Annotated in this window: 19 protein-coding genes; 14 read left to right on the forward strand and 5 right to left on the reverse strand. The window is 69.9% G+C overall.

Annotated elements, in window-relative coordinates; all coding sequences use genetic code 11:
- Window positions 1-134: 134 nt before the first annotated feature.
- Window positions 135-1,034, reverse strand: a complete 900-nt coding sequence (gene serB, locus ACFSCV_RS01110; RefSeq protein WP_378796163.1) for a phosphoserine phosphatase SerB — start codon at window positions 1,032-1,034, stop codon at window positions 135-137.
- A 109-nt stretch (window positions 1,035-1,143) separates the two neighbouring features.
- On the opposite strand from serB, the gene miaA reads away from it, so the two are divergent.
- Entirely contained in the window at window positions 1,144-2,055 is a 912-nt protein-coding gene (gene miaA, locus ACFSCV_RS01115; protein ID WP_378796165.1) for a tRNA (adenosine(37)-N6)-dimethylallyltransferase MiaA, read from the forward strand.
- Between the two features lie 3 nt (window positions 2,056-2,058).
- Here the strand turns inward: miaA and ACFSCV_RS01120 are convergent, their stop codons facing one another.
- Both ACFSCV_RS01120 and ACFSCV_RS01125 read right to left on the reverse strand, forming a co-directional pair.
- Window positions 2,059-3,396, reverse strand: a complete 1,338-nt coding sequence (locus ACFSCV_RS01120) for an aspartate aminotransferase type Ic (protein ID WP_378796167.1) — start codon at window positions 3,394-3,396, stop codon at window positions 2,059-2,061.
- A 34-nt stretch (window positions 3,397-3,430) separates the two neighbouring features.
- Window positions 3,431-4,423 (reverse strand): protein-methionine-sulfoxide reductase heme-binding subunit MsrQ, encoded by a 993-nt coding sequence (locus ACFSCV_RS01125; RefSeq protein ID WP_378796169.1) that lies wholly within the window; start codon window positions 4,421-4,423, stop codon window positions 3,431-3,433.
- A 195-nt stretch (window positions 4,424-4,618) separates the two neighbouring features.
- Between ACFSCV_RS01125 and ACFSCV_RS01130 the strand changes: the two genes are divergently transcribed.
- From ACFSCV_RS01130 to ilvC, 5 genes are all read left to right on the forward strand, one after another.
- Window positions 4,619-6,130: a diguanylate cyclase domain-containing protein gene (locus tag ACFSCV_RS01130; RefSeq protein WP_378796171.1), complete on the forward strand. Its 1,512-nt coding sequence runs from the start codon at window positions 4,619-4,621 to the stop codon at window positions 6,128-6,130.
- Between the two features lie 279 nt (window positions 6,131-6,409).
- Window positions 6,410-8,173 (forward strand): acetolactate synthase 3 large subunit, encoded by a 1,764-nt coding sequence (locus ACFSCV_RS01135; protein WP_378796173.1) that lies wholly within the window; start codon window positions 6,410-6,412, stop codon window positions 8,171-8,173.
- 151 nt (window positions 8,174-8,324) lie between these two features.
- Window positions 8,325-8,879 carry an acetolactate synthase small subunit gene (gene ilvN, locus ACFSCV_RS01140; RefSeq protein WP_378796175.1) on the forward strand — a complete coding sequence of 185 codons (555 nt, stop codon included), beginning with the start codon at window positions 8,325-8,327 and terminating at the stop codon, window positions 8,877-8,879.
- A gap of 117 nt (window positions 8,880-8,996) precedes the next feature.
- Window positions 8,997-9,632 (forward strand): TetR/AcrR family transcriptional regulator, encoded by a 636-nt coding sequence (locus tag ACFSCV_RS01145; RefSeq protein WP_378796177.1) that lies wholly within the window; start codon window positions 8,997-8,999, stop codon window positions 9,630-9,632.
- Between the two features lie 33 nt (window positions 9,633-9,665).
- On the forward strand, window positions 9,666-10,685 hold the full coding sequence (gene ilvC, locus ACFSCV_RS01150; protein WP_378796179.1) for a ketol-acid reductoisomerase: 1,020 nt from the start codon (window positions 9,666-9,668) through the stop codon (window positions 10,683-10,685).
- Between the two features lie 59 nt (window positions 10,686-10,744).
- On the opposite strand, the gene ACFSCV_RS01155 is transcribed toward ilvC, so the two are convergent.
- A complete protein-coding gene (locus ACFSCV_RS01155; RefSeq protein ID WP_378796181.1) occupies window positions 10,745-11,647 on the reverse strand; it encodes an AraC family transcriptional regulator in 903 nt (300 codons plus the stop codon).
- 238 nt (window positions 11,648-11,885) lie between these two features.
- Here ACFSCV_RS01155 and ACFSCV_RS01160 point away from each other — a divergent pair, with 238 nt between their 5' ends.
- From ACFSCV_RS01160 to ACFSCV_RS01185, 6 genes are all read left to right on the forward strand, one after another.
- A complete protein-coding gene (locus ACFSCV_RS01160; protein WP_378796183.1) occupies window positions 11,886-12,455 on the forward strand; it encodes a hypothetical protein in 570 nt (189 codons plus the stop codon).
- An 87-nt stretch (window positions 12,456-12,542) separates the two neighbouring features.
- A complete protein-coding gene (locus tag ACFSCV_RS01165; protein ID WP_378796185.1) occupies window positions 12,543-13,064 on the forward strand; it encodes a DedA family protein in 522 nt (173 codons plus the stop codon).
- 103 nt (window positions 13,065-13,167) lie between these two features.
- Window positions 13,168-14,016, forward strand: a complete 849-nt coding sequence (gene pdxY, locus ACFSCV_RS01170; protein ID WP_378796187.1) for a pyridoxal kinase PdxY — start codon at window positions 13,168-13,170, stop codon at window positions 14,014-14,016.
- A gap of 67 nt (window positions 14,017-14,083) precedes the next feature.
- A complete protein-coding gene (locus tag ACFSCV_RS01175; protein WP_378796189.1) occupies window positions 14,084-15,268 on the forward strand; it encodes a glycosyltransferase family 87 protein in 1,185 nt (394 codons plus the stop codon).
- A gap of 68 nt (window positions 15,269-15,336) precedes the next feature.
- Window positions 15,337-16,239 (forward strand): PhzF family phenazine biosynthesis protein, encoded by a 903-nt coding sequence (locus tag ACFSCV_RS01180; protein ID WP_378796191.1) that lies wholly within the window; start codon window positions 15,337-15,339, stop codon window positions 16,237-16,239.
- Window positions 16,236-16,934, forward strand: coding sequence for an NUDIX hydrolase (locus tag ACFSCV_RS01185; RefSeq protein ID WP_378796193.1), 699 nt, complete (start codon window positions 16,236-16,238; stop codon window positions 16,932-16,934). The genes ACFSCV_RS01180 and ACFSCV_RS01185 overlap by 4 nt, the downstream gene beginning before the upstream one ends.
- Before the next feature lie 19 nt (window positions 16,935-16,953).
- Here the strand turns inward: ACFSCV_RS01185 and ACFSCV_RS01190 are convergent, their stop codons facing one another.
- Window positions 16,954-17,379: a hypothetical protein gene (locus ACFSCV_RS01190; RefSeq protein ID WP_378796195.1), complete on the reverse strand. Its 426-nt coding sequence runs from the start codon at window positions 17,377-17,379 to the stop codon at window positions 16,954-16,956.
- Window positions 17,380-17,754: 375 nt separating this feature from the next.
- On the opposite strand from ACFSCV_RS01190, the gene ACFSCV_RS01195 reads away from it, so the two are divergent.
- Both ACFSCV_RS01195 and ACFSCV_RS01200 read left to right on the forward strand, forming a co-directional pair.
- The gene (locus ACFSCV_RS01195; protein ID WP_378796197.1) at window positions 17,755-19,305 is read left to right on the forward strand and encodes a 2-isopropylmalate synthase; all 1,551 of its coding nucleotides are present in this window, start codon (window positions 17,755-17,757) and stop codon (window positions 19,303-19,305) included.
- A gap of 427 nt (window positions 19,306-19,732) precedes the next feature.
- A complete protein-coding gene (locus tag ACFSCV_RS01200; RefSeq protein ID WP_378796199.1) occupies window positions 19,733-20,704 on the forward strand; it encodes a tripartite tricarboxylate transporter substrate binding protein BugD in 972 nt (323 codons plus the stop codon).
- Window positions 20,705-20,793: the final 89 nt, after the last annotated feature.

Genomic DNA, 20,793 nt, shown 5'->3' on the forward strand with positions numbered 1-20,793 from the left:
GCGGCCGTCTCCCGCCGCGCGGGCGCGCGGACAGAACCGAGGCTCGGTCGGCAGGCTTAACGACAGGTTGCGCCGGTTGATCGAATGTTAATCACGGACAGCGCCCGCATTTTGTTCGTGAGCCGCTTTAATGATCAGTCGGCTTCGATCTCGTGCGCCGAGTAACCCTGCAGGTAGAGCAGGGCGGACAGGTCGCCGTGATCGATCCGGACGTGGGCGGCTTCCGCCACGGCGGGCTTGGCGTGGTAGGCGACGCCGAGGCCGGCCGCCTGCAGCATGGCGAGGTCGTTGGCGCCGTCGCCGACAGCGAGCGTCTCGGCGCGGTCGAGGCCCTTCGCGGCGATCAGCTCTTCGAGCGCCGCAAGCTTCGCCTCGCGGCCGAGGATCGGCTCGGTCACGAGCCCGGTCAGGAGCCCCGCGCCGTCGATCTCGAGCACGTTGGCGCGGTTCTCGTCGAAGCCGAGCCGCGCGGCGACCTCCTCGGTGAAGGCGGTGAAGCCGCCGGAGACGAGGGCGGCGTAGGCGCCGTTCGCGCGCATGGTGGCGACGAGCGCGCGGGCCCCGGGCGTCAGCGTGATGCGCTCGTCTAGCACCGCCGCGATGGTGTCGGCGGCCGGAAGTCCCTTCAGCAGCGCGACCCGCTCGCGCAGGGCCGGCTCGAACGCGATCTCGCCGCGCATGGCGCGTTCGGTGACGCCGGCGACCTGGTCCTTGAGCCCGACCCTGTCCGCGAGCTCGTCGATGCATTCCTGGCCGATCATGGTGGAATCCATGTCGGCGATCAGCAGCTTCTTCCGGCGCCCCTCAGCCGGCACGACGCAGACGTCGACCGGCGCCGAGCCGATCGCCATCTGCAGGCGGCGGCGGAGCGTCGCGGGCGCGACGTCGCTGTCGAGGATGAACTCGGCCGCGACGCCGCCGTCAAGCATCCGCACCTCGGCGCCCTGCACGACCTGGGCGGCCTTCATCACCAGCGCGGCGTCGACCGCCGGCTCGTTCGGGTTCGCGATCAGGACGGCGGCGAGGGCGGGCATGGGCGCTCCGGCGGGGGCGAGCGGGGATGGCGTCGGCGAATGAGCTGTCTATAACGGCCCGCCGCGCGCGGGGAAATGCGCAGACGGCCAGGGACGGGGAACGAGTTCGATGACGCAGCCGGTCTCGGCCATCCTGATCGCAGGCCCCACCGCCTCCGGCAAATCAGGGCTGGCGCTCGCGCTCGCCGAGCGGCTCGGGGGCGTCGTGGTCAACGCCGACGCGCTGCAGGTCTACGCCGATCTCCGCACGCTCACCGCCCGCCCGCCGGACGCCGATCTCGCGCGCGCTCCCCACGCGCTCTACGGCCATGTGGACGGCGCGGCGCCTTACGCCGTCGGCCGCTGGCTCGACGAGGTCGCGGGCCTTCTGGGCGGGCCGCGCCTGCCGATCGTCGTGGGCGGCACGGGGCTCTATTTCGACGCGCTCACCCGCGGGCTGTCCGCGGTGCCCGAGATCGCGCCGGACGTGCGGGAGCGCTGGCGCGCGGCGGGGCCGGACGTCGACCTCCACGCCGAACTCGCCCGTCGCGATCCTCTAATGGCGGCGCGGCTGAGACCGTCCGACCCGCAGCGGCTGATGCGCGCGCTTGAGGTGATCGAGAGCACCGGCCGTTCGTTGAGGGATTGGCAGAACGACGCGGCGGCGCCCCTGCTTGTGTCCGACGCGGCGCTCCGGATCGTGCTCGCACCCGACCGCAAGGCGCTGGACGCGCGGATCGCGACGCGTCTCGGAGGCATGATCGAAGACGGCGCGGCGGAGGAGGCGGAGCGGCTCGTGGCGCGCGGCTTGCCGCGCGCGGCCCCGGTGATGAAGGCGCTGGGGGTCCAGCCGCTCGCCGCGTGGCGTCGCGGCGAGATCGCGCGCGACGACGCGGTGGAGCGGACCCGCGTCGACACCCGCCGCTACGCCAAGCGCCAGTCGACCTGGTTCCGCAACCGCATGCAGGACTGGCGGCATGCGGCGCCTGACGACGCGTTCGACCTCGCGACGGGCGAGATCGAACGGCGCGGCAGGGTTTGAGCTTTACGCCGCGGCGTCCTTGCGCTTCGCGCTCTCGGCTTCGGCGGCCGCGAGCAGGATGCAGATCGCGATGCCCTCGGAGGCCGCCTTCACGTCCGAAAGCGAGGGGAACGACGGCGCGAGCCGCAGGTTCTGGTCGCGCGGGTCCTTGCCCTTGGGCCAGGTCGCGCCGGCGCCGGTGAGCAGCAGCCCGGCGTCCTTCGCGAGTTGGACGACGCGCGCGGCGGTTCCTTCGACCACGTCGACGCTGATGAAGTAGCCGCCTTCGGGCTTCGTCCAACGCGCGGCGCCGGTTCCGGCGAGGCGCGCCTCCAGCGCCTCGTGCACCGCCGCGAATTTCGGCGCGAGCAGGGCCTTGTGCTTCGCCATATGGGCGACGAGGCCGTCATGGTCCTTGAGGAAGCGGACATGGCGGAGCTGGTTGAGCTTGTCCGGGCCGATCGTGCGCTTCGAGGCGCTCGCGAGCAGCCACGCCACATTGGCCGGCGACGACGCGAAGAAGGCGAGGCCCGCGCCGGCGAGCGTCATCTTGGAGGTCGAGGCGAAGACGAAGGCGCGGTCGGGGTTGCCGGCCTCGGCGCAGGCGTCGAGCACGTTCAGGATCTCGCGCCCGTCGTCGGTCAGGTGGTGCAGGACATAGGCGTTGTCCCAGAACAGCCGGAAGTCCGGCGCGGCCGTCGTCATGCGGGCGAGCCGGCGGATCGTCTCGTCGGAATACACGTCGCCCGAAGGGTTGGCGTATTTCGGGACGTTCCACATGCCCTTCACGGCCGGATCGCGGACGAGCTCCTCGACCTTGTCCATGTCCGGACCGTCGCCCGTCAGCGGCACGGGGATCATGCGCACGCCGTATTCTTCGCAGATCGCGAAGTGACGGTCGTAGCCGGGCGTCGGGCAGAGGAACGCGACGTCGGGCTCGCGGCCCCACGGCTTCGCGGAGCCCGGGACGCCCTTCAGCAGGGCATAGACGAGGCTGTCGTGCATCAGCGCCAAGCTGGAGTTGTCGCCGACGACGATCCGGTCGGGGCTCGCGCCGAGCGTGCGGGCGAACAGCGCCCGCGTCTCGGCGAGACCCTGCAGACCGCCATAGTTGCGGGCGTCCTCGCCGGCTTCCGACAGGTGGTCGCGATTGCCGGGCAGCGCGAGCATGCCCTCCGCGAGATCGAGCTGCTCGGGCGCGGGCTTGCCGCGGGTCATGTCGAGCTTGAGCCCTTTGGCGCGGAACGCGTCGTAGTCCGCGCGGGCGCGGGCGAGAAGGCTGTCGAGGTCGGCGGCGGAGAGATCGGCGATCACGGCGTCACGAAGTCCTGTGCGGCGGGCGGAGCGTTCGTGGGGCTTCATACGCCCGTCCCACGCGCGGCGCCAGACGAATGGACTATGCGCGCCCGCCCTTCGCGACCGGCGTCAGCGACGGCGCGCGCGGCCGGTCCGGGCCGCGGCGGCGGGCGCCGACGAGGCTCGACAACGTCGCTGCGAGCCCGAACAGCAAAACCCACCCGGCCGGGCGCACGCCATAGCCCGGCGTGAGGTTCGCCGCGAGCACGCGCCACGGGTTCACGCCCGTCGCGAGCCCGTACCACAGCGCCTCCGAGGCGGCGGTCGCGAGCGCCGCCATGAAGGCGAGGCTGAGCAGCCAGCGCCAGTCGACGGCCCGCTCGCCGGAGCGCGCCTGCAGCCCGCGCCACCCCATCGCCCAGACGAACAGACCCCACATCAGCATGGGCTCGCCGACGTCGAGCTTGGATTGCATCGCGAAATGCAGCACGCCGAGGCCCGCGATCGCATAGGCGAGCTTGTGCAGGCGGCCCCAGCGTTTCGCGCCCATGCGGCGCATGGCGGCGTCGGTCGAGGTGGCGCCGAGCGCGACAAGGCCGATCAGCGCGACGAAGCCGATCGCGAGATAGACGCGCAGCGCGATCTCGCCCGCGACGCGGAGCAGATCGAACTGCTGGTCGGCGACATAGAGGCCGAGATGAAGCGCGGCGTAGGCGAGCGCGGCGAGTCCGACCCTCCGGCGGACGAGGTGCAGCCGCGGCCAGTGCAGGAGCCGCCGGAACGGCGTGACCGCCAGCGACAGCAGCAGGAAGCGGACGGCCCAATCGCCGGTCAGGTGAATGGCGTCGTAGATCGGCCGGGCCGCCTCGCCCCCCGGGCCCGCGAAGGCCGAGGCGGCGCCGGCGGCCGGGCCGAACGGCGTCTCGCCCTGCGGCGCGAACCCCGGCGGCAGGCCGAAGGGCGCGGGCGCCGGGCCCGAAAAGTCGCCGTTCGCCGCCCGCGCCGCGAGCCACGCCGCCGGCAGCACGAGCCCGATGAGCGTCAGCGTGAGCAAGGGCGAGAAACGACCCGAGCGGTCGGTGAAAAGCGGCATGGCTCCGTCCGTAGTATCTAATGGCCTCAAGCCTTTACGCGCGTCGCTCCGGAAATCTTACGTCACGCGAGTCACAGGGCGGCGGGCCGGTCCGGCGGTCGCTCAAGAATTCGTTCAAATTTGTATGCCAGCGCAAACGGGGACTTAGAGGCGCCCTGCTACGAAAGGCGTGGGGTAACCGTTGAGTCCGCATGCATGTCCGCAGGAAACGCCGTCTACGAGTACGCCGCGGGGCGACTTCGAGCTTTCCGCAGCAACCGCAATCTCACCCTTACGCTGTGCTACGCGATCGCGCTCGTCGCCGGGCGCGCCCTGGGCGAGGGGGCTTCCGGCCAGCCGATGCTGGCGCTCGCGGCGCCCGTCGCGGTCGGCGTGCTGATCCGGATGGGGGGCTCGATCGAGTCCGCCGACTTCGTGCGTTTCGCCGCGGTCCACCTCGTCCTCGGGTTTCTCTTCGGCGATCCGCTGGAGACGGTGTTCTGGGACGGCGCGCGCAGCATCGCGCATGTGGCTTTCGCGCTGCTGCTGTTCCGCGCCGCCCGGACGCGCGGCCTCATCCGCTCGCCGATCTATCTCATGGCGACGCTGATGGCCGTCGCCGTCGTAAGCGCCGCGCCGGGCGTGGTCATCGACGTCGTGCGCCTCAGCCTTCAGGGCGCGCTCTCGCCATCCCCGCTCATGGTCGGTCCGCTGGTCGACATCCTGTCGATGGCGCTGATGCTCGCGATCGTCCTGACCCAGGGGCGCGGCTGCCTGCCGACGACTCCGGAAAGCGGCCACACAGAGGAGAAGCGTCCTGGCCCGATCGAACACCTGAGCGCCGCCGCGTTCGCCGGTGCGCTGCTCTGGTTCTCGCTCGACGGCGGCGCGCTGGAAGCGGTGCTCGCCGGCTCGATCGCGCTGCTCTGGTTCGCGCTGCGTCTCGGCCTGTTCGCAACCACGGTCGCCGCCTTCGCCTTCGCCGTCGTGGAGCTCAAATTCGGCACGGGACGGGACCTGTTGATCGACGCCGCCGATCCCGCGGTCGTGGAGGCGCTCCGCTACGTCAAGGTGGCTCTGCTCACCGCCCCCAGCATCGTCGTCGCCACGGTCGTCTATGAGCAGCAGCGGCTGCGCCGGCTGTTCGCCTACCGGGCGAACCACGACGGCCTTACGGGCCTGGTCAATCGCGTCGGCTTCGCGGAGCGCCTCGAGTTCCAGGCGCGCCGGGCCGGCTCCGGTCACACCCGGTTTCTCCTGATGCTGATCGACCTCGACCATTTCAAGTCGATCAACGACACCTTCGGACATGCGAGCGGCGACGAACTGCTGGTCACGGTGGCGGAACGGCTGCGCTCCTCGATGCGAGCGACCGACGTCGTCGCCCGTCTCGGCGGCGACGAGTTCGCGGCGCTCGCGCCTGTCCCGACCGTGGACGACGCCATGCGCCTCGCGAAACGTCTGGTGGAGACGGTGAACCAGACCTGCGAGATCGGCGGCGTCGCGCTGCGGCCGAGCGTGACGGTCGGAGGCGTGCTCGCGCCCGACAACGCGACCGACCCCCAGCGCCTCATGCAGCTCGCCGACGAGGCGCTCTACAAGGCCAAGGCCGCCGGCCGCAATGGCTGGCGCTTCGCCGCCATGGAGCTGAAGGACGATCGCCCCAGCGCCGCGACGTGGCGTCCGGAAGACGCGGAGGTGGCGATGGAGACGGTGTTTCTCGATTGATCGGGGCTCCCCGAAGGACGGCGTCGGTTGCTCCTGCTCGCCGCTTGACGCCGCCGCGGCTTGGGCGTAGCGTCCGCGCAACTTTTAAGACTGGAGCGGCCACGTGGCGCGCAATCTCATTCTCGTAAGCAGGGCGTCATCCCAGGAGCGGGCCGAGTAGGGCCGCTTCCGAGCGATGACGCCTAAGCCAAGGGCTCCCCAGCGGGCCCTTTTTTGTTGCCCGGCGTCCAACGAGGCGCCGAACGGGTTCAGGGTCGAGACGGCGAAAGGACAAACGCCATGACCGAGACGATGACCGGAGCGGAGATGGTCGTCCGCGCGCTGCAGGACCAGGGCGTCGAGCACATCTTCGGCTATCCCGGCGGCGCCGTGCTTCCGATCTACGACGCGCTGTTCCAGCAGGAGAAGGTGGAGCACGTGCTCGTCCGCCACGAGCAGGGCGCGGCGCATGCGGCGGAAGGCTACGCCCGCTCGACCGGCAAGCCCGGCCTCGTGCTCGTCACCTCCGGCCCCGGCGCGACCAACGCCGTGACCGGCCTGACCGACGCGCTGATGGATTCGATCCCGCTGGTCTGCATCACCGGCCAGGTCCCGACCCATCTGATCGGCTCGGACGCGTTCCAGGAGTGCGACACGGTCGGCATCACCCGGCCCTGCACCAAGCACAATTACCTCGTGAAGGACGTCAACGACCTCGCGCAGATCCTGCACGAGGCGTTCTATGTCGCCACCCACGGGCGGCCGGGGCCGGTGGTCGTCGACATTCCGAAGGACGTCCAGTTCGCGACCGGAACCTATGTCGGCCCGGAGAACGTGCACCATAAGAGCTACCAGCCGAAGCTCGACGGCGAGATCGACCGCATCAAGCAGGCGATCGAGCTGATCGCGTCGGCGAAGAAGCCGATCCTCTACACCGGCGGCGGCGTCATCAATTCCGGCCCGCGGGCGAGCGAGCTGCTGCGTGAGTTCGCGGCGCTCACCGGCGCGCCGGTGACGTCGACCCTGATGGGCCTCGGCGCCTATCCGGCGTCCGGCCCCGCCTGGCTCGGCATGCTCGGCATGCACGGCACCTTCGAGGCCAACCACGCCATGCACGACTGCGACGTCATGGTCTGCATCGGCGCGCGCTTCGACGACCGCATCACCGGCCGGCTCGACGCGTTCTCGCCGAACTCGAAGAAGATCCACATCGACATCGATCCGTCCCAGATCAACAAGAACGTCAAGGTCCAGGTCCCGATCATCGGCGACGTCGCCCACGTGCTCGAGGACATGGTGCGGATCTGGAAGGCGACGTCGTCGACGATCGACGCCGCGAGCCTGAAGACGTGGTGGGCGCAGATCGACCGCTGGCGCGCGCGCAGGAGCCTCGCCTACCGGCCGTCGACCACGACGATCAAGCCGCAGCATGCGATCGAGCGGCTCTACGAGCTGACCAAGGACCGCAAGACCTACATCACGACCGAGGTCGGCCAGCACCAGATGTGGGCCGCGCAGTACTACCACTTCGAGGAGCCGAACCGCTGGATGACCTCCGGCGGCCTCGGGACGATGGGCTACGGCCTGCCGGCTGCGGTCGGCGTGCAGAAGGCCCATCCGGACGCGCTCGTCATCGACATCGCGGGCGAGGCCTCGATCCAGATGATGCTGCAGGAGCTCTCGACCGCCCTGCAGTACAATCTGCCGGTCAAGGTGTTCATCCTCAACAACGAGTACATGGGCATGGTGCGCCAGTGGCAGCAGCTGCTGCACGGCGGGCGCTACTCGAACTCGTACTCGGAGGCGCTGCCGGACTTCGTGAAGCTCGCCGAGGCCTATGGCGGCACGGGTGTGCGCGTCGAGAATCCCGACGACCTCGACGAGGCGATCCGCACGATGATCGACACGCCGGGCTTCGTCGTCGTCGACTGCATCGTCGACAAGATGGAGAACTGCTTCCCGATGATCCCGTCGGGCCGCGCCCACAACGAGATGCTGCTCGGCGACGCGGCCGAGGCCGAGATCGACGAAGCGATCTCGGAAGAGGGCAAGATGCTGGTGTGAGCCGCTTCCGATCGGCGGGACGTCATCCGGGACGGCGGAAGGCCGGGCCGGGATGACGTCCCGCCGACGAGCGCCTTGTCCTGCGCACGATTTCGGCTCTCGCTCCGCCCGGCCGAGATGACCTCTTTCTCAAAAGATCAAGAAGAAACCCATGCCGCCTCTGCCCACCGGCTCCGCCTATTTCATGGACGACGCGCATCCGCCGCTCGCCCGCCACACGCTCGCGATCATCGTCGACAACGAGCCGGGCGTGCTCGCCCGCGTCATCGGCCTGTTCTCCGGCCGCGGCTACAACATCGACAGCCTGACCGTGTCCGAGGTCAGCCATGAGCGGCACCTCTCCCGCATCACGATTGTGACCACGGGTCCCGACGGCGTCGTCGAGCAGATCAAGAGCCAGCTCGACCGGCTGGTGCCGGTGCGCAGCGTCGTCGACCTCACGCTCACCGGCAAGGCGCTGGAGCGCGAGCTCATGCTGATCAAGGTGCGCGGCAAGGGCGACCTGCGCGCCGAGGCTTTGCGTCTGGCCGAGGCGTTCCGCGCGCGCGTGATCGACGCGACGACGGAGAGCTTCATCTTCGAGATCACCGGCAAGCCCGACAAGCTCGACCAGTTCATCGTGCTGATGGGGCCGCTCGGTCTCGTCGAGGTTTCGCGCACCGGCGTCGCCGCCATCGCCCGCGGTCCGGAGGGCATGGCGGCCTAAGGGCTCGCCCAGCGCTTCACGCGGGTTCCGAGACGCCGTCCTCTCTTCCGAAAACAGTCCTTGTCAGCGCGGGCGGGATCGTCCATACGACCGAACCGTAACGTACGGTACGGCGACATGAGCGAGATCGGTCTGGACAGCGCGGGCGAGGGGACGGCGGGGCGGCGGGAAGCCGTGCTCGACGCCGTGCTCGCGCTGCTGGTCGAGAAGGGCGCCGCGGCGCTGACCATGACGGCGGTCGCCCGCCGCGCGAGCTGCTCCAAGGAGACGCTCTACAAGTGGTTCGGCGACCGCGAGGGCCTACTGACCGAAACCGTCCGGTGGCAGGCCTCGAAGGTGCGCGCCGGCGCCTATGACCGGCAGCATCTCGACGCCGGCGCCCTGCGCGAGAGCCTCGAGGGCTTCGCCGCCAACTGGCTGACCGTGATCTCCTCTGAAACCTCGGTCGCGCTCAACCGGATCGCGATCGGGCAGGCCGAGACGCTGGGCGGCATCGTGCTGGCCAACGGGCGCTTCGCGATCGGCGAACGGCTGAAGCCGCTGCTTCTCGACGCGCGCGCCGCCGGCCTGGTGGCGTTCGACGACGCGGAGGAGGCGTTCCGCACCTTCTTCGGCCTCGCCGGGCGGGACGTCCAGATCCGGCGGCTGCTCGGCGACCGCTTCGCCATCGACGCCGCCGCGGACGCGCGGCGCGCCGTCGACCAGTTCCTTGCCCTTTATGGGGCGACGAAAACGCCGGCGATGGCCGGCTGAAACGCAACAGAAGCCATCGGGAAGGACCTCACAATGCGCGTCTATTACGATCGCGACGCCGATCTGAACCTCATCAAGGGCAAGCAGGTCGCCATCATCGGCTACGGCAGCCAGGGCCACGCTCACGCGCTGAACCTGCGCGACTCGGGCGTGCCGAACATCATCGTCGCCCTGCGTCCGGGCTCGGCGACCGCCAAGAAGGCCGAGGCCGAGGGCTTCAAGGTGATGTCGCCCGCGGAAGCCGCAAAGGTCGCCGACGTGGTGATGCTGCTGACCCCGGACGAGCTGCAGGCCGACATCTACAAGGAGAGCCTGGAGCCGAACCTCAAGGAAGGCGCGGCGCTGCTGTTCGCCCACGGCCTCTCGGTCCACTTCAACCTCATCGAGCCCCGCAAGGACCTCGACGTGCTGCTCGTCGCCCCGAAGGGCCCCGGCCACACCGTGCGCGGCGAGTACCTGAAGGGCGGCGGCGTGCCGTCTCTGATCGCGATCTATCAGGACGCCTCGGGCAACGCCCATGACATCGGCCTGTCCTACGCCTCCGCCAACGGCGGCGGCCGCGCCGGCATCATCGAGACCACCTTCAAGGAAGAGTGCGAGACCGACCTGTTCGGCGAGCAGGCCGTGCTCTGCGGCGGCCTCGTAGAGCTGATCCGCGCTGGCTTCGAGACGCTGGTGGAAGCCGGCTACGCGCCGGAGATGGCCTATTTCGAGTGCCTGCACGAAGTGAAGCTGATCGTCGACCTCATCTATGAGGGCGGCATCGCCAACATGAACTACTCGATCTCCAACACCGCGGAATACGGCGAATACGTCACCGGCCCGCGCATCATCACGCCCGAGACCAAGGCCGAGATGAAGCGGGTGCTGAACGACATCCAGAGCGGCGTCTTCACCCGCAACTGGATGCTGGAGAACAAGGTCAACCAGACCTCGTTCAAGGCGACCCGCGCCCGCAACGACGCCCACCAGATCGAGGAAGTCGGCGCGCGCCTGCGCGAGATGATGCCCTGGATCAAGGCCAAGGCCATGGTCGACAAGACCAAGAACTGATCCGGCTCGGATCGGGCAAGCAAACGGCCGGGCGGAAGCCCGGCCGTGTTGCGTTCAGCTTACCCCACCGACAACTCGGCCGCAGGCGTCTCGCGCAGGCGCGCCGCGTCGCGGATCGGCGGCGCGCCGAACAGGCGCCGATACTCGCGGCTGAACTGCGAAGGGCTTTCATAGCCGACCGCGTGGCCCGCGGTCGCGGCGTCGCGCGCGTTGCTGACGATCAGCCGCCGCGCCTCCTGCAGCCGCAGGTGCTTCTGGTACTGCAGCGGGCTCATGGACGTCACCGTCTTGAAGTGCGCGTGCAGCGCCGAGGGGCTCATGTTCGCCGCCGCGCACACCTGCTCCATCCGGAACGGCTGGTTGAAGTTGCGCTTGATCCAGTCGATCGCGCGGTTCACCTGGCTGATCTTGCTGTCGGCGGTCGCGATCTGGCGGACGCGGGCGGCGAGCGCGCCGGTCAGCAGGCGGTAGAGGATCTCCCGTTCGGCGAGCGGCGCCAGCGCGCCAATGTCATGCGGCGCGCCGAGCAGCCCGACGAGCCGCGTGAAGGCGTCGAGCATCTCGGACGTCGTGTCGGCGAGCGACACCGCGACGCCGGCGGAAGGCTCGCGCCGGTCGAGCCGGTGCTCGATCAGGAGGGCGTTCAGCGCCTGCGGATCGAGCGAGAGCTTGGCGCCGAGGTAGGGTTCTTTCTCCGTCGCCTCGATCACGCGGCCGACGACCGGCAGGTCGACGGAGACAATCAGAGAGCGCGCGCCGTCATAGATGTAGGTCTCGCCGGCGAGCTCGATCTGCTTGCGTCCCTGCGCGACGATGCAGAAAGCCGGCTCGTACATGCCGTGCGTCGGTTCGCTCGGCTGCGACGCGCGGTAGAGCGTCAGGTTCGGAACCGGCGTCTCATGCGTGCCGTCTGTGGGGGCATATCGCGCAATCAGCGCGGCGAGTGCGTTCAGATGCGGCAATGGATTCGCCCTTCCAAGCAAACGACGCACCCCGCTTGATTTGCAGGGTCGCGCCTCGTCTTGTCCCCGAGCGGCAAGTTAGGCTGTGGCGGTCGCTCGCGCGAGGGGCGCGGCGGCACATCTGGAGAATCGGGCAAGAGGTTCGGAGCATCTGTCTATCGACGCCGGCCGGGTCGGGCTCATGCTTTGGTCCATGGGTCGCCGGGCGGGCCGGCGGCGGGACGAGGAGGCGGAGACCATGGCGGCGTTGCGGGGACAGGCGATCGCGTTGCTCGGGCTCGAGCCGTCTCTTCTGGAGGCCACGGTCCGGCGTCTCGCCCGGGAGGGCGCGCGCCTCGCCCTCGGGGCGGCGGACGCGGGCCGGATCGCCGAACTTGTCGCGGAGCTGCGCTGGGAGGGCGCCGAGATCGCCGCGCTGGCGATCGCGGGCGATGGCGGCGGGCTGCTCGAGTCGGTCGTCGCGCTCTGCGCCGGCGCGTTCGGCGGCGTGGACGCCGTCGTGTCCGACCGGCGGTCGGCGGCCGATTCGATGAAGGTCCTCCGGCGTAATAGCGCCGGCGCGCTGGTGGTCGTCGCCCACGACGACGACCGTCACGTGGCGCTTCCGGCGGGCGTGGACGGATCGCGACGCGGCGGCGAAGGTCCGGCCGTCAGCGTCGTCGCGCTTCCGGATCGCCGCGCGGGCGCGGCGCTCCCCGAGGCCGTCGCGCGCGCCGTCGCCTTCGCGCTTGCGGCCCCGGTGGGGACGAGCGTCGCGACCATGGTGGTCCGCCCCGCGGCGGCGGCGGGCGCGTTGCGGGCGGCGTGAGGCGGGAGCGGTCCGGCTTCGCCGGTTGCGCGCGCCATCGAAGCAGGACACAACTGCTCGCCTTCCGCAGCCGGACGACCCAAGCCCATGAGTTTTCACGAGATCGTCAGCGCGGTGCTCGAGTTCGTGCGCGAGCACGAAGCCTGGGCGCCCGTCATCGTGTTCGTTCTGGCCTTTCTCGAATCGATCGTCGGGCTGTCGCTCGCCGTGCCGTCGACGCCGCTGTTCGTGGGCGTCGGCGCGCTGATCGGCGCCAGCAACATCGCGTTCTGGCCGATCTTCGCCGGCGTCGCCCTCGGCGGCTTCCTCGGCGACTGGGTGTCGTTCTGGCTTGGTTTCAAGCTCAAGGACAGGGTGCTGGGCTGGAAGGCCGTGCGGGAGCGGCCGCAGATCATCGAACGCTCGCAGGCCTTCGTGCAGAAGTGGGGCGCGGCCGGCGTGTTCATCGGACGCTTCATCAGCCCGATCCGCTCCTTCGTGCCTTTCGTCGCGGGCATGTTCCAGATGTCGTTCTGGCTGTTCCAGTTCGCGAACGCGACCTCGGCGATCGTGTGGGCCTATATCCTGCTCGCGCCCGGAGCGACTTTCCTGCGCGGCTATTTCGCCTGAACGTCACGGGATACGATCGCGCGCGTCACGGATCGGAATTCGACGCGCGCGCCGCGAAGGCCGTAGAGAAGGGCGACGCTTCTCCGCACCGGACGGGCCGCGCATGAACATCCTCTCGATCCAGAGCCACGTCGCCTACGGGCATGTCGGCAACGCCTCCGCCACCTTCCCGATGCAGCGCCTCGGCCATGAGGTCTGGGCGGTGAACACGGTCCAGTTCTCGAACCACACCGGCTACGGCGCCTGGCGCGGAACCGTGTTTCCCGCGGACGCCATCCGGGAGATCGTGACGGGCATCGACGAGCGCGGCGCGCTGCCGTCCTGCGACGGCGTGCTGTCCGGCTACATGGGCGACGCCGCGATCGGCGACGCCATCCTCGAGGCGGTCGCCCGCGTCAAGACGGCCAACCCCCGCGCGCTCTACTGCTGCGATCCGGTGATCGGCGACGTCGGGCGCGGCGTGTTCGTGCGTCCCGGCATTCCCGAATTCATGCGCGATCGCGCCGTGCCGGCGGCCGACGTGGTGACGCCCAACCAGTTCGAGCTCGAGCATCTCGCCGGCTTCTCCGTCGGCTCGCTCGGAGCGGCGGTCGCGGCCGCCCGGATGCTGCGGTCGCGGGGGCCGGAGACGGTGCTCGTGACCAGCCTGCAGACGCCCGAGACGCCGGACGACGCGATCGAGCTTCTGGCTGTGGACGGGCAGGGCGCGTTTCGCCTGCGCACCCCCCTGCTGCCGGTCTCCGTGAACGGCGCCGGCGACGCGATCGCGGCGCTGTTCTTCGTGCATCTGCTGACGACCGGCTCGGCCGCCGAGGCGCTGTCGCGGGCCGGCTCCTCGGTCTACGGCCTGCTCAAGGCGACCGCCGAGGCCGGCTCGCGGGAGATCCTCACCGTCGCCGCGCAGGACGAGTTCGTCCGTCCGAGCCGGATTTTCACGCCGGAGCCGGTGTAGAGCGCACGGCGTTGGCGTCTCCTTAAGCGGTCCTGAGGCAGACTCCCGCCATCAGGGAGTAAGCTTCATGTCGCCCTCGGCCCGCCGGCTGCTGATCGAAGTGACGCTCGCGGGGCTCCTCTTCGCGGCGGTGCTCGTCGTGCGGTTCTTCCTGCCCGCGGGGAACTGGGAGGACGTGACCGGGCATCCGCTCGGTCGCGACTTCATCAACGTCTGGGGCGCGCCGCGCGTCGCGGCCGAGCACGGCGCGGCCGCGCTTGGGGATCTCCTGCGCTATCCTAATCTGCTGCAGGACGTCTTCGGCCAGCCGCTGAAGATGTACTTCAACTGGTCCTATCCGCCGCACGCGCTGATCGTGCTGCAGCCCTTCTCCTGGCCGCCCTATGGCGGCGCGCTGGCGCTCTGGACCCTGGGCGGCCTCGCCGCGCTGGCGGCCGTCGTCGCCGCGGGCCTGCCCGCCGGCGCGCGCCGGATCGGGGCGCTTGCGGCGGCGCTGTCGCCGGCGGCGTTCTGGTGCGTCGTCACCGGACAGAACGGCCTGCTGCTCGGCGCGGCCCTGCTCGCGGCGGTCGCCTGCATCGACCGCCGGCCGATCGTCGCAGGGGTTCTGATCGGACTGCTCACGATCAAGCCGCAGCTCGGCCTCCTCATTCCGATCGCGCTGATCGCCGCCGGCGCGTGGCGGGTCATCGCCGCGGCCGCGGCGACGGCGCTCGCGCTCTCGGCGCTCGCCCTTCTGCTCTACGGCGTGGAGCCGTGGCGCCTCTGGCTGACGACGACCGCCGACTACCAGCTCGCCCTGCTCTCGGACATCTCCGCCTTTCATCGCTTCATGATGGTGTCCATCGCCCCCTCCGGCGCGATCGCGGACCTTCCGTCGTCGCCCACTTGGAGCCTGCAGGGGCTCGGCCTCGTCGTCGCGGCCGCCGCGGTCTGGACGACGTTCCGCCGGACCTCCGACGTCGCGACCCGCGCCCTCGTGCTGACCATCGCCGCCGCGCTCGCGACGCCCTACGCGTTCAACTACGACCTCTGCGCGCTGACCGGCGCCGTCATCTGGTGGATGGCCCGGCGCGAGGAGCTGGTCGGAGCCGAGCGTCGCGCCGCCGGCCTGCTTCTGCTGCTGCCGGTCGCGATCGTGCCGCTGCACATGATCGGCGCGCCGATCGCGCCGCTGGCGCTGGCGTACGGCCTGTTTCTCGCCATGCCCCGGCGACGCCGCCTGCCGTCTCTGACCCCCGCGCAGGCCTGACCCTGCTGCCGGCGTCGCTGGCCTGATCCCGCTGGCGACAGGGCGAAAGCTCGTGCTACGCCGTCGCCATGTCCCGCCTTTATGTGATCCTCGACGTCTTCGCCGACCTGCCGCTCGCCGGCAATCCGCTCGCCGTCGTGCTCGACGCCCAGGGGCTCGACGCGGCCGGCATGCAGGCGATCGCCCGCGAATTCAACCTGTCCGAGACGGTGTTCCTGCTGCCGGCCGAAGACGAGAGCCGCAAGGCGCGGCTTCGCATCTTCACGCCGGACCGCGAGCTGCCGTTCGCGGGCCACCCGACCGTCGGGACGGCGGTGCTGCTCGGGCTGATGGACGCCGTCGCCGGCAAGGGCCGCGACGCGGCGTTCGAACTGGAGGAGGCCGTCGGCGTCGTCCCGTGCCGCGCCACCGCCACGGGAAAACGGTCGGGGCGCGCCACCTTCGCCCTGCCGAAGCTGCCGGCGCCGGCAGGACCCATTTCTGACGCGGGAACGATTGCGGCGGCGCTCGGGCTGGACGAGGCCGACATCGGCTTCGAGGGCCACGCGCCGTCCTGTTTCGACGCCGGCAACCTCTTCGCCTTCGTGCCCGTGAGCGGCCTCGACGCGCTGGCGCGGCTGCGCCCGGACCTCGCGCGCTGGGACGCGGCCTTCGCCGGCGACGCGCGCCGGGCCGCTTTCGTCTACACGCGCGAGACCGGCGATCCGGGTCAGGCGTTCCGCGCCCGCATGGTGCGTGGGGCGTTCGAGGACCCGGCGACGGGATCGGCGGTCGCGGCCTTCGCTGGGGCGGTCATGGCGTTCGATCGGCCGGGGGACGGCGAGCACGCGCTGAAAATCGGTCAGGGCTACGAGATGGGCCGTCCGAGCGTGATCGAACTCGGGCTCAGGGTGTCGGAAGGCCGCCTGGCCTCGGCGACGATCGGTGGGTCGGCCGTGGTGGTGGCCGAAGGCTCGCTGTTCCTGCCGTGAGCGTACAGGTCGTCCGGGTCTCGCGCTTCGAAGGCCGGCTCGGCGGCGAGCCGCTGTGTTTCGACCTGACCGATTCCGAGGCGATCGCGGCGCACTGGGTGGAGGCCGTCGCCGCCAAGCCGAAGATGTATGACGGCCGCGTGCTGCTGTGCGACGGGCTCTCGATCGAGGACGGCCGGCTTTCGGCGCGCTACGCGGAGACCGGCTTCTCCACCTTCCTGTGGTGGCGCGCGAAGAACTTTCCCGAGCGGGGGGTGCGCAACGTGTTCGGCGCGGCCGCGGTCGTGTCGTCCGACGGCGCGGTCCTGCTCGGCCGCATGGCGCAGCACACGGCGAACGCGGGCCGCGTCTACTTTCCCGCCGGCACGCCCGACCTCGGCGACGTGTCGGGCGACGTGGTCGACCTCGAAGGCTCGATCGCGCGCGAGCTCGCGGAGGAGACCGGGCTGGCGGCTCCGCTGGTCACGCCCACGGACGAGCGGATCTGTGTGCTCGCGGGCCACCTCGTCGCCTGTGTCCGCCGCTTCGACAGCCCGCTTGACGCGCGGGAACTCGCCGCGCGGGTCGAGGCCCACATCCGCGCCGAGCGCGAGCCGGAGCTCGATGGCGTGACCCTCGTCCGCTCCGCGGCCGAACTCACGGAGGCCTCGCCGGACTACGTCCATGCGGCGGTGGAGCGGCTCCTGCTGCGGTGACGCCTGACCCCGGCCGCTCCTATCGGCCGCAGACGGCGATCAGGTAGAAGCGCGTGTCTGAGTATCCCGAGCCTTCCAGATGCCCGACGAAGACGCCTTCGAGCCACTCGGCTCCGTATTTCTGCACGAACGGCGGGTTGCCGCTGACGGACTGGTTCGTCGCGCTGAAGGCGCAGTTGCGGACGTCGCGGCCAAACCCGACCTGATACTGTCCGGCGCCGGTTCGGACCGACGAAACGGCGCCTTCGCCGATCAGCAGCGTTCCGCCGGCGTCGACTTCGGCGGACATGATCGCCGCGCCGAGATCGCTCGGGTTCGGAGTGGTGGAGGCCCTCGCCGCAGGCGGGGCCGGGCGAGGCGCCTTGAGCGCGTCGTCCTGACCGGCCGCTCCGGCTGGCGTCGAAAGCGTAACGAGCGCGATCATGCATGCGGCTGCGGTCTTCATGGCGTCACCCCTGGCTGCGCCGGAAGCTGAAGCATCAGCGGACGCGACCTCGGCGACAAGTCCGTAGTAGTTCGCTTGCGACCGCGGCTGGGGCGTTGATCGAAACGCGGGATCGCAGTACATCATCGCCGAGTTTTCGCTTCGGACCTGTCATGCGCGCCAGCGGCGACATCATCGCGACCGTCGTTCCGGCCTTCCCGGCCGTCGAACGCGCGCGTCCGCTTGCGCTTCGCCTGCTCCTTACACGCCCCTGAGGGCCGGCCGGGCGCGAGCGCCCTGGCGCTCAGGGGACCGGACGGCTGAACCGCAGGACAAAAGGCGTTTCGCATCGAGCCGCATGAGCCGACGACGCGCCCGACGAAGGACCAGACCGACATGACCGCAGCAAACGAACGCGTGGTGATCTTCGACACGACGCTGCGCGACGGCGAGCAGTGCCCCGGCGCCACCATGACCTTCGATGAGAAGCTCGAGGTCGCGCATCTGCTCGACCGCATGGGCGTCGACATCATCGAGGCGGGTTTCCCCATCGCCTCCAACGGCGACTTCGAGGCGGTGGCCGAGATCGCCCGCCGCACGGAGAACGCCGTCGTCGCGGGCCTCGCCCGCGCCATCCCGGGCGACATCGCCCGCTGCGGCGAGGCGGTGCGCTTCGCGAAGCGGCCGCGCATCCACACCTTCGTCTCCACCTCGCCGATCCATCTGAAGCATCAGATGCGCAAGACGGAGGAGGAGGTGCTGGAGATCATCGCGGCCACCGTCGCCCAGGCGCGCAATCTGGTGGACGACGTGGAATGGTCCGCCATGGACGCCACCCGCACCGGCCACGAGTATCTCGCCCGCGCGGTGGAGGCGGCGATCCGGGCCGGCGCCACCACCATCAACCTGCCGGACACGGTGGGCTACGCCACGTCGGACGAGTACCGCGCCATGTTCGTCGCCATGCGCGAGCGGGTGCCGGGCGCGGACAAGGTGATCTTCTCGACCCATTGCCATGACGATCTGGGCCTCGCGGTGGCGAACTCGCTGGCGGGCCTCGCCGGCGGCGCGCGGCAGATCGAATGCACGGTGAACGGCATCGGCGAGCGCGCCGGCAACGCGGCGCTGGAGGAGATCGTGATGGCGCTGCGGACGCGCCGGGACGCTCTTCCCTACGAGACCGGCGTGGAGTCGACCCTGCTCACCCGCGCTTCGCGGCTGGTGTCGGCCGCGACCTCGTTCCCGGTGCAGTACAACAAGGCGATCGTCGGCAAGAACGCCTTCGCCCATGAGAGCGGCATCCACCAGGATGGAATGCTAAAGAACAACGAGACCTACGAGATCATGACGCCGGCCTCCGTCGGCGTGACCAAGACCTCGCTGGTGATGGGCAAGCATTCGGGCCGCGCCGCCTTCAAGGACAAGCTGAAGGCGCTGGGCTACGAACTGGGCGAGAACGCGCTGCAGGACGCCTTCGCCCGGTTCAAGGAGCTCGCGGACCGCAAGAAGCACGTCTACGACGAGGACATCGAGGCGCTGGTGGACAACCAGATCGCCTCCGGCAACGACCGCATCAAGGTGCTGTCGCTCACCGTGATCGCCGGCACCATGGGCCCGCAGTCGGCCACGCTGACGCTCGACATCGAGGGCGTGCACACCACCGTCCAGTCGACCGGCAACGGTCCGGTGGACGCGATCTTCAACGCGATCCGCAGCGTCGCGCCGCATGAGGCCAGCCTCGCGCTCTATCAGGTGCACGCGGTCACCGAAGGCACGGACGCCCAGGCGGAAGTCTCGGTGCGGCTGGAGGAGGGCGAGAAGACGGTTTCCGCCAAGGTCGCCGATCCCGACACGCTGGTCGCTTCCGCCAAGGCCTATGTGGCTGCGCTCAACAAGCTGACGGTCAAGCGTCAGCAGGTGAACGCGCAGGCCGCCATCAGCGCCTGAGACAGGCGGACGTCTCCGGGCGGTTCGCCCGGAGACGTCCGCCGCGCCGCGATCGGTCCGGTTCGTCGGACCGCCGCCGTTCCTCGCGTCGCCCCAAGACCGGATCTGGTCGTTCGACAAGCGACGCCCTTGGGCCGGCCGTCGTCCAACCACGAATGCTCTTCGGCGCGGCTGCTCTGGCATGCCAGAGAAATCGGTTTTCCCAGTCTCCAGAACCCCTTCGGCGCCGCGATCGTGAGCGGGGCAGGGGTTTTACGTATGCCGTCATATGGCCTTAATCCGTTGTTGCGTCCGACTTAAGGATGACCCATAAGCGGGGCGGATCAGGGTTGCGCAAAACGCGCAGCCGGCGACCGACCGGTGAAAAGTCATACCGCGGCCAACGCGGATAAACCGCCTCGCCGGGGCGTATTCTGGGAGGAACTCCATGCTGAAGCATCTCGCCGCGGCCGCCGCCTTTGCGGCGCTCGCAGCCGCGCCCGCGCAGGCGCAGAACTACCCGAGCCGCACCATCACCATGGTCGTGCCGTTCTCGGCCGGCGGCCCGACCGACACCGTCAGCCGGCTCGTCGCGGAGTCGATGAGCAAGGATCTCGGGCAGCAGATCATCATCGAGAACGTCGGCGGCGCCGGCGGCACGCTGGGCGCGGGCCGCGTCGCGAAGGCCGACCCGGACGGCTACACGCTTCTGCTGCACCATATCGGCATGGCCACCAGCGCGGTGCTGTACCGCAAGCTGCCCTACGACACGCTCAACGCGTTCGATTATGTCGGCCTCGTCACCGAGGTGCCGATGACGCTCGTGGCGCGCGCGAATTTCGAGCCGACCGACCTCAAGGGCCTGATCGACTACGCCAAGGCCAACAAGGACCAGGTGACCTACGCCAACGCCGGCATCGGCGCGGCGTCGCATCTCTGCGGCATGCTCTTCATGTCGAAGATCGAGACCCCGCTGACCACCGTGCCCTACAAGGGCACCGGTCCTGCGATGACGGATCTCGTCGGCGGGCAGGTCGACGTCATGTGCGACCAGACCACCAACACCACGAACCAGATCAAGTCGGGCAAGATCAAGGCCTACGCGACCACGACCAAGGAGCGCCTCGCCTCGCTCCCCGACATTCCGACCGCCGCCGAGGCGGGCCTGCCGGGCTTCGAGGTCGGCATCTGGCACGGAATCTACGCGCCGAAGGGCACCCCGGCCGAGATCGTCCAGAAGCTCACCGCCTCGCTGCAGAAGGCGCTGAAGGACCCGAACGTGGCGAAGCGCTTCGCCGAGCTCGGCACCGCGCCGTCCTCGGAGGCCGAGGCGACGCCGGAAGGGCTGAAGACGAAGCTGACGTCGGAGATCGATCGCTGGTCCCCGGTCATCAAAGCCGCCGGCGTCTACGCCGACTGACCTGAAGTGACGGCCCTTCGCGCGCCAGCGGCGAGGGGCCGTCGGCGGGCGGGGGCCGCTGTCTTGAGCGCGCCTGTTTGCGACGCGGA

The sequence above is a fragment of the Methylopila henanensis genome (genome assembly GCF_042681025.1).
Taxonomy (GTDB): Bacteria; Pseudomonadota; Alphaproteobacteria; order Rhizobiales; family Methylopilaceae; genus Methylopila; species Methylopila henanensis.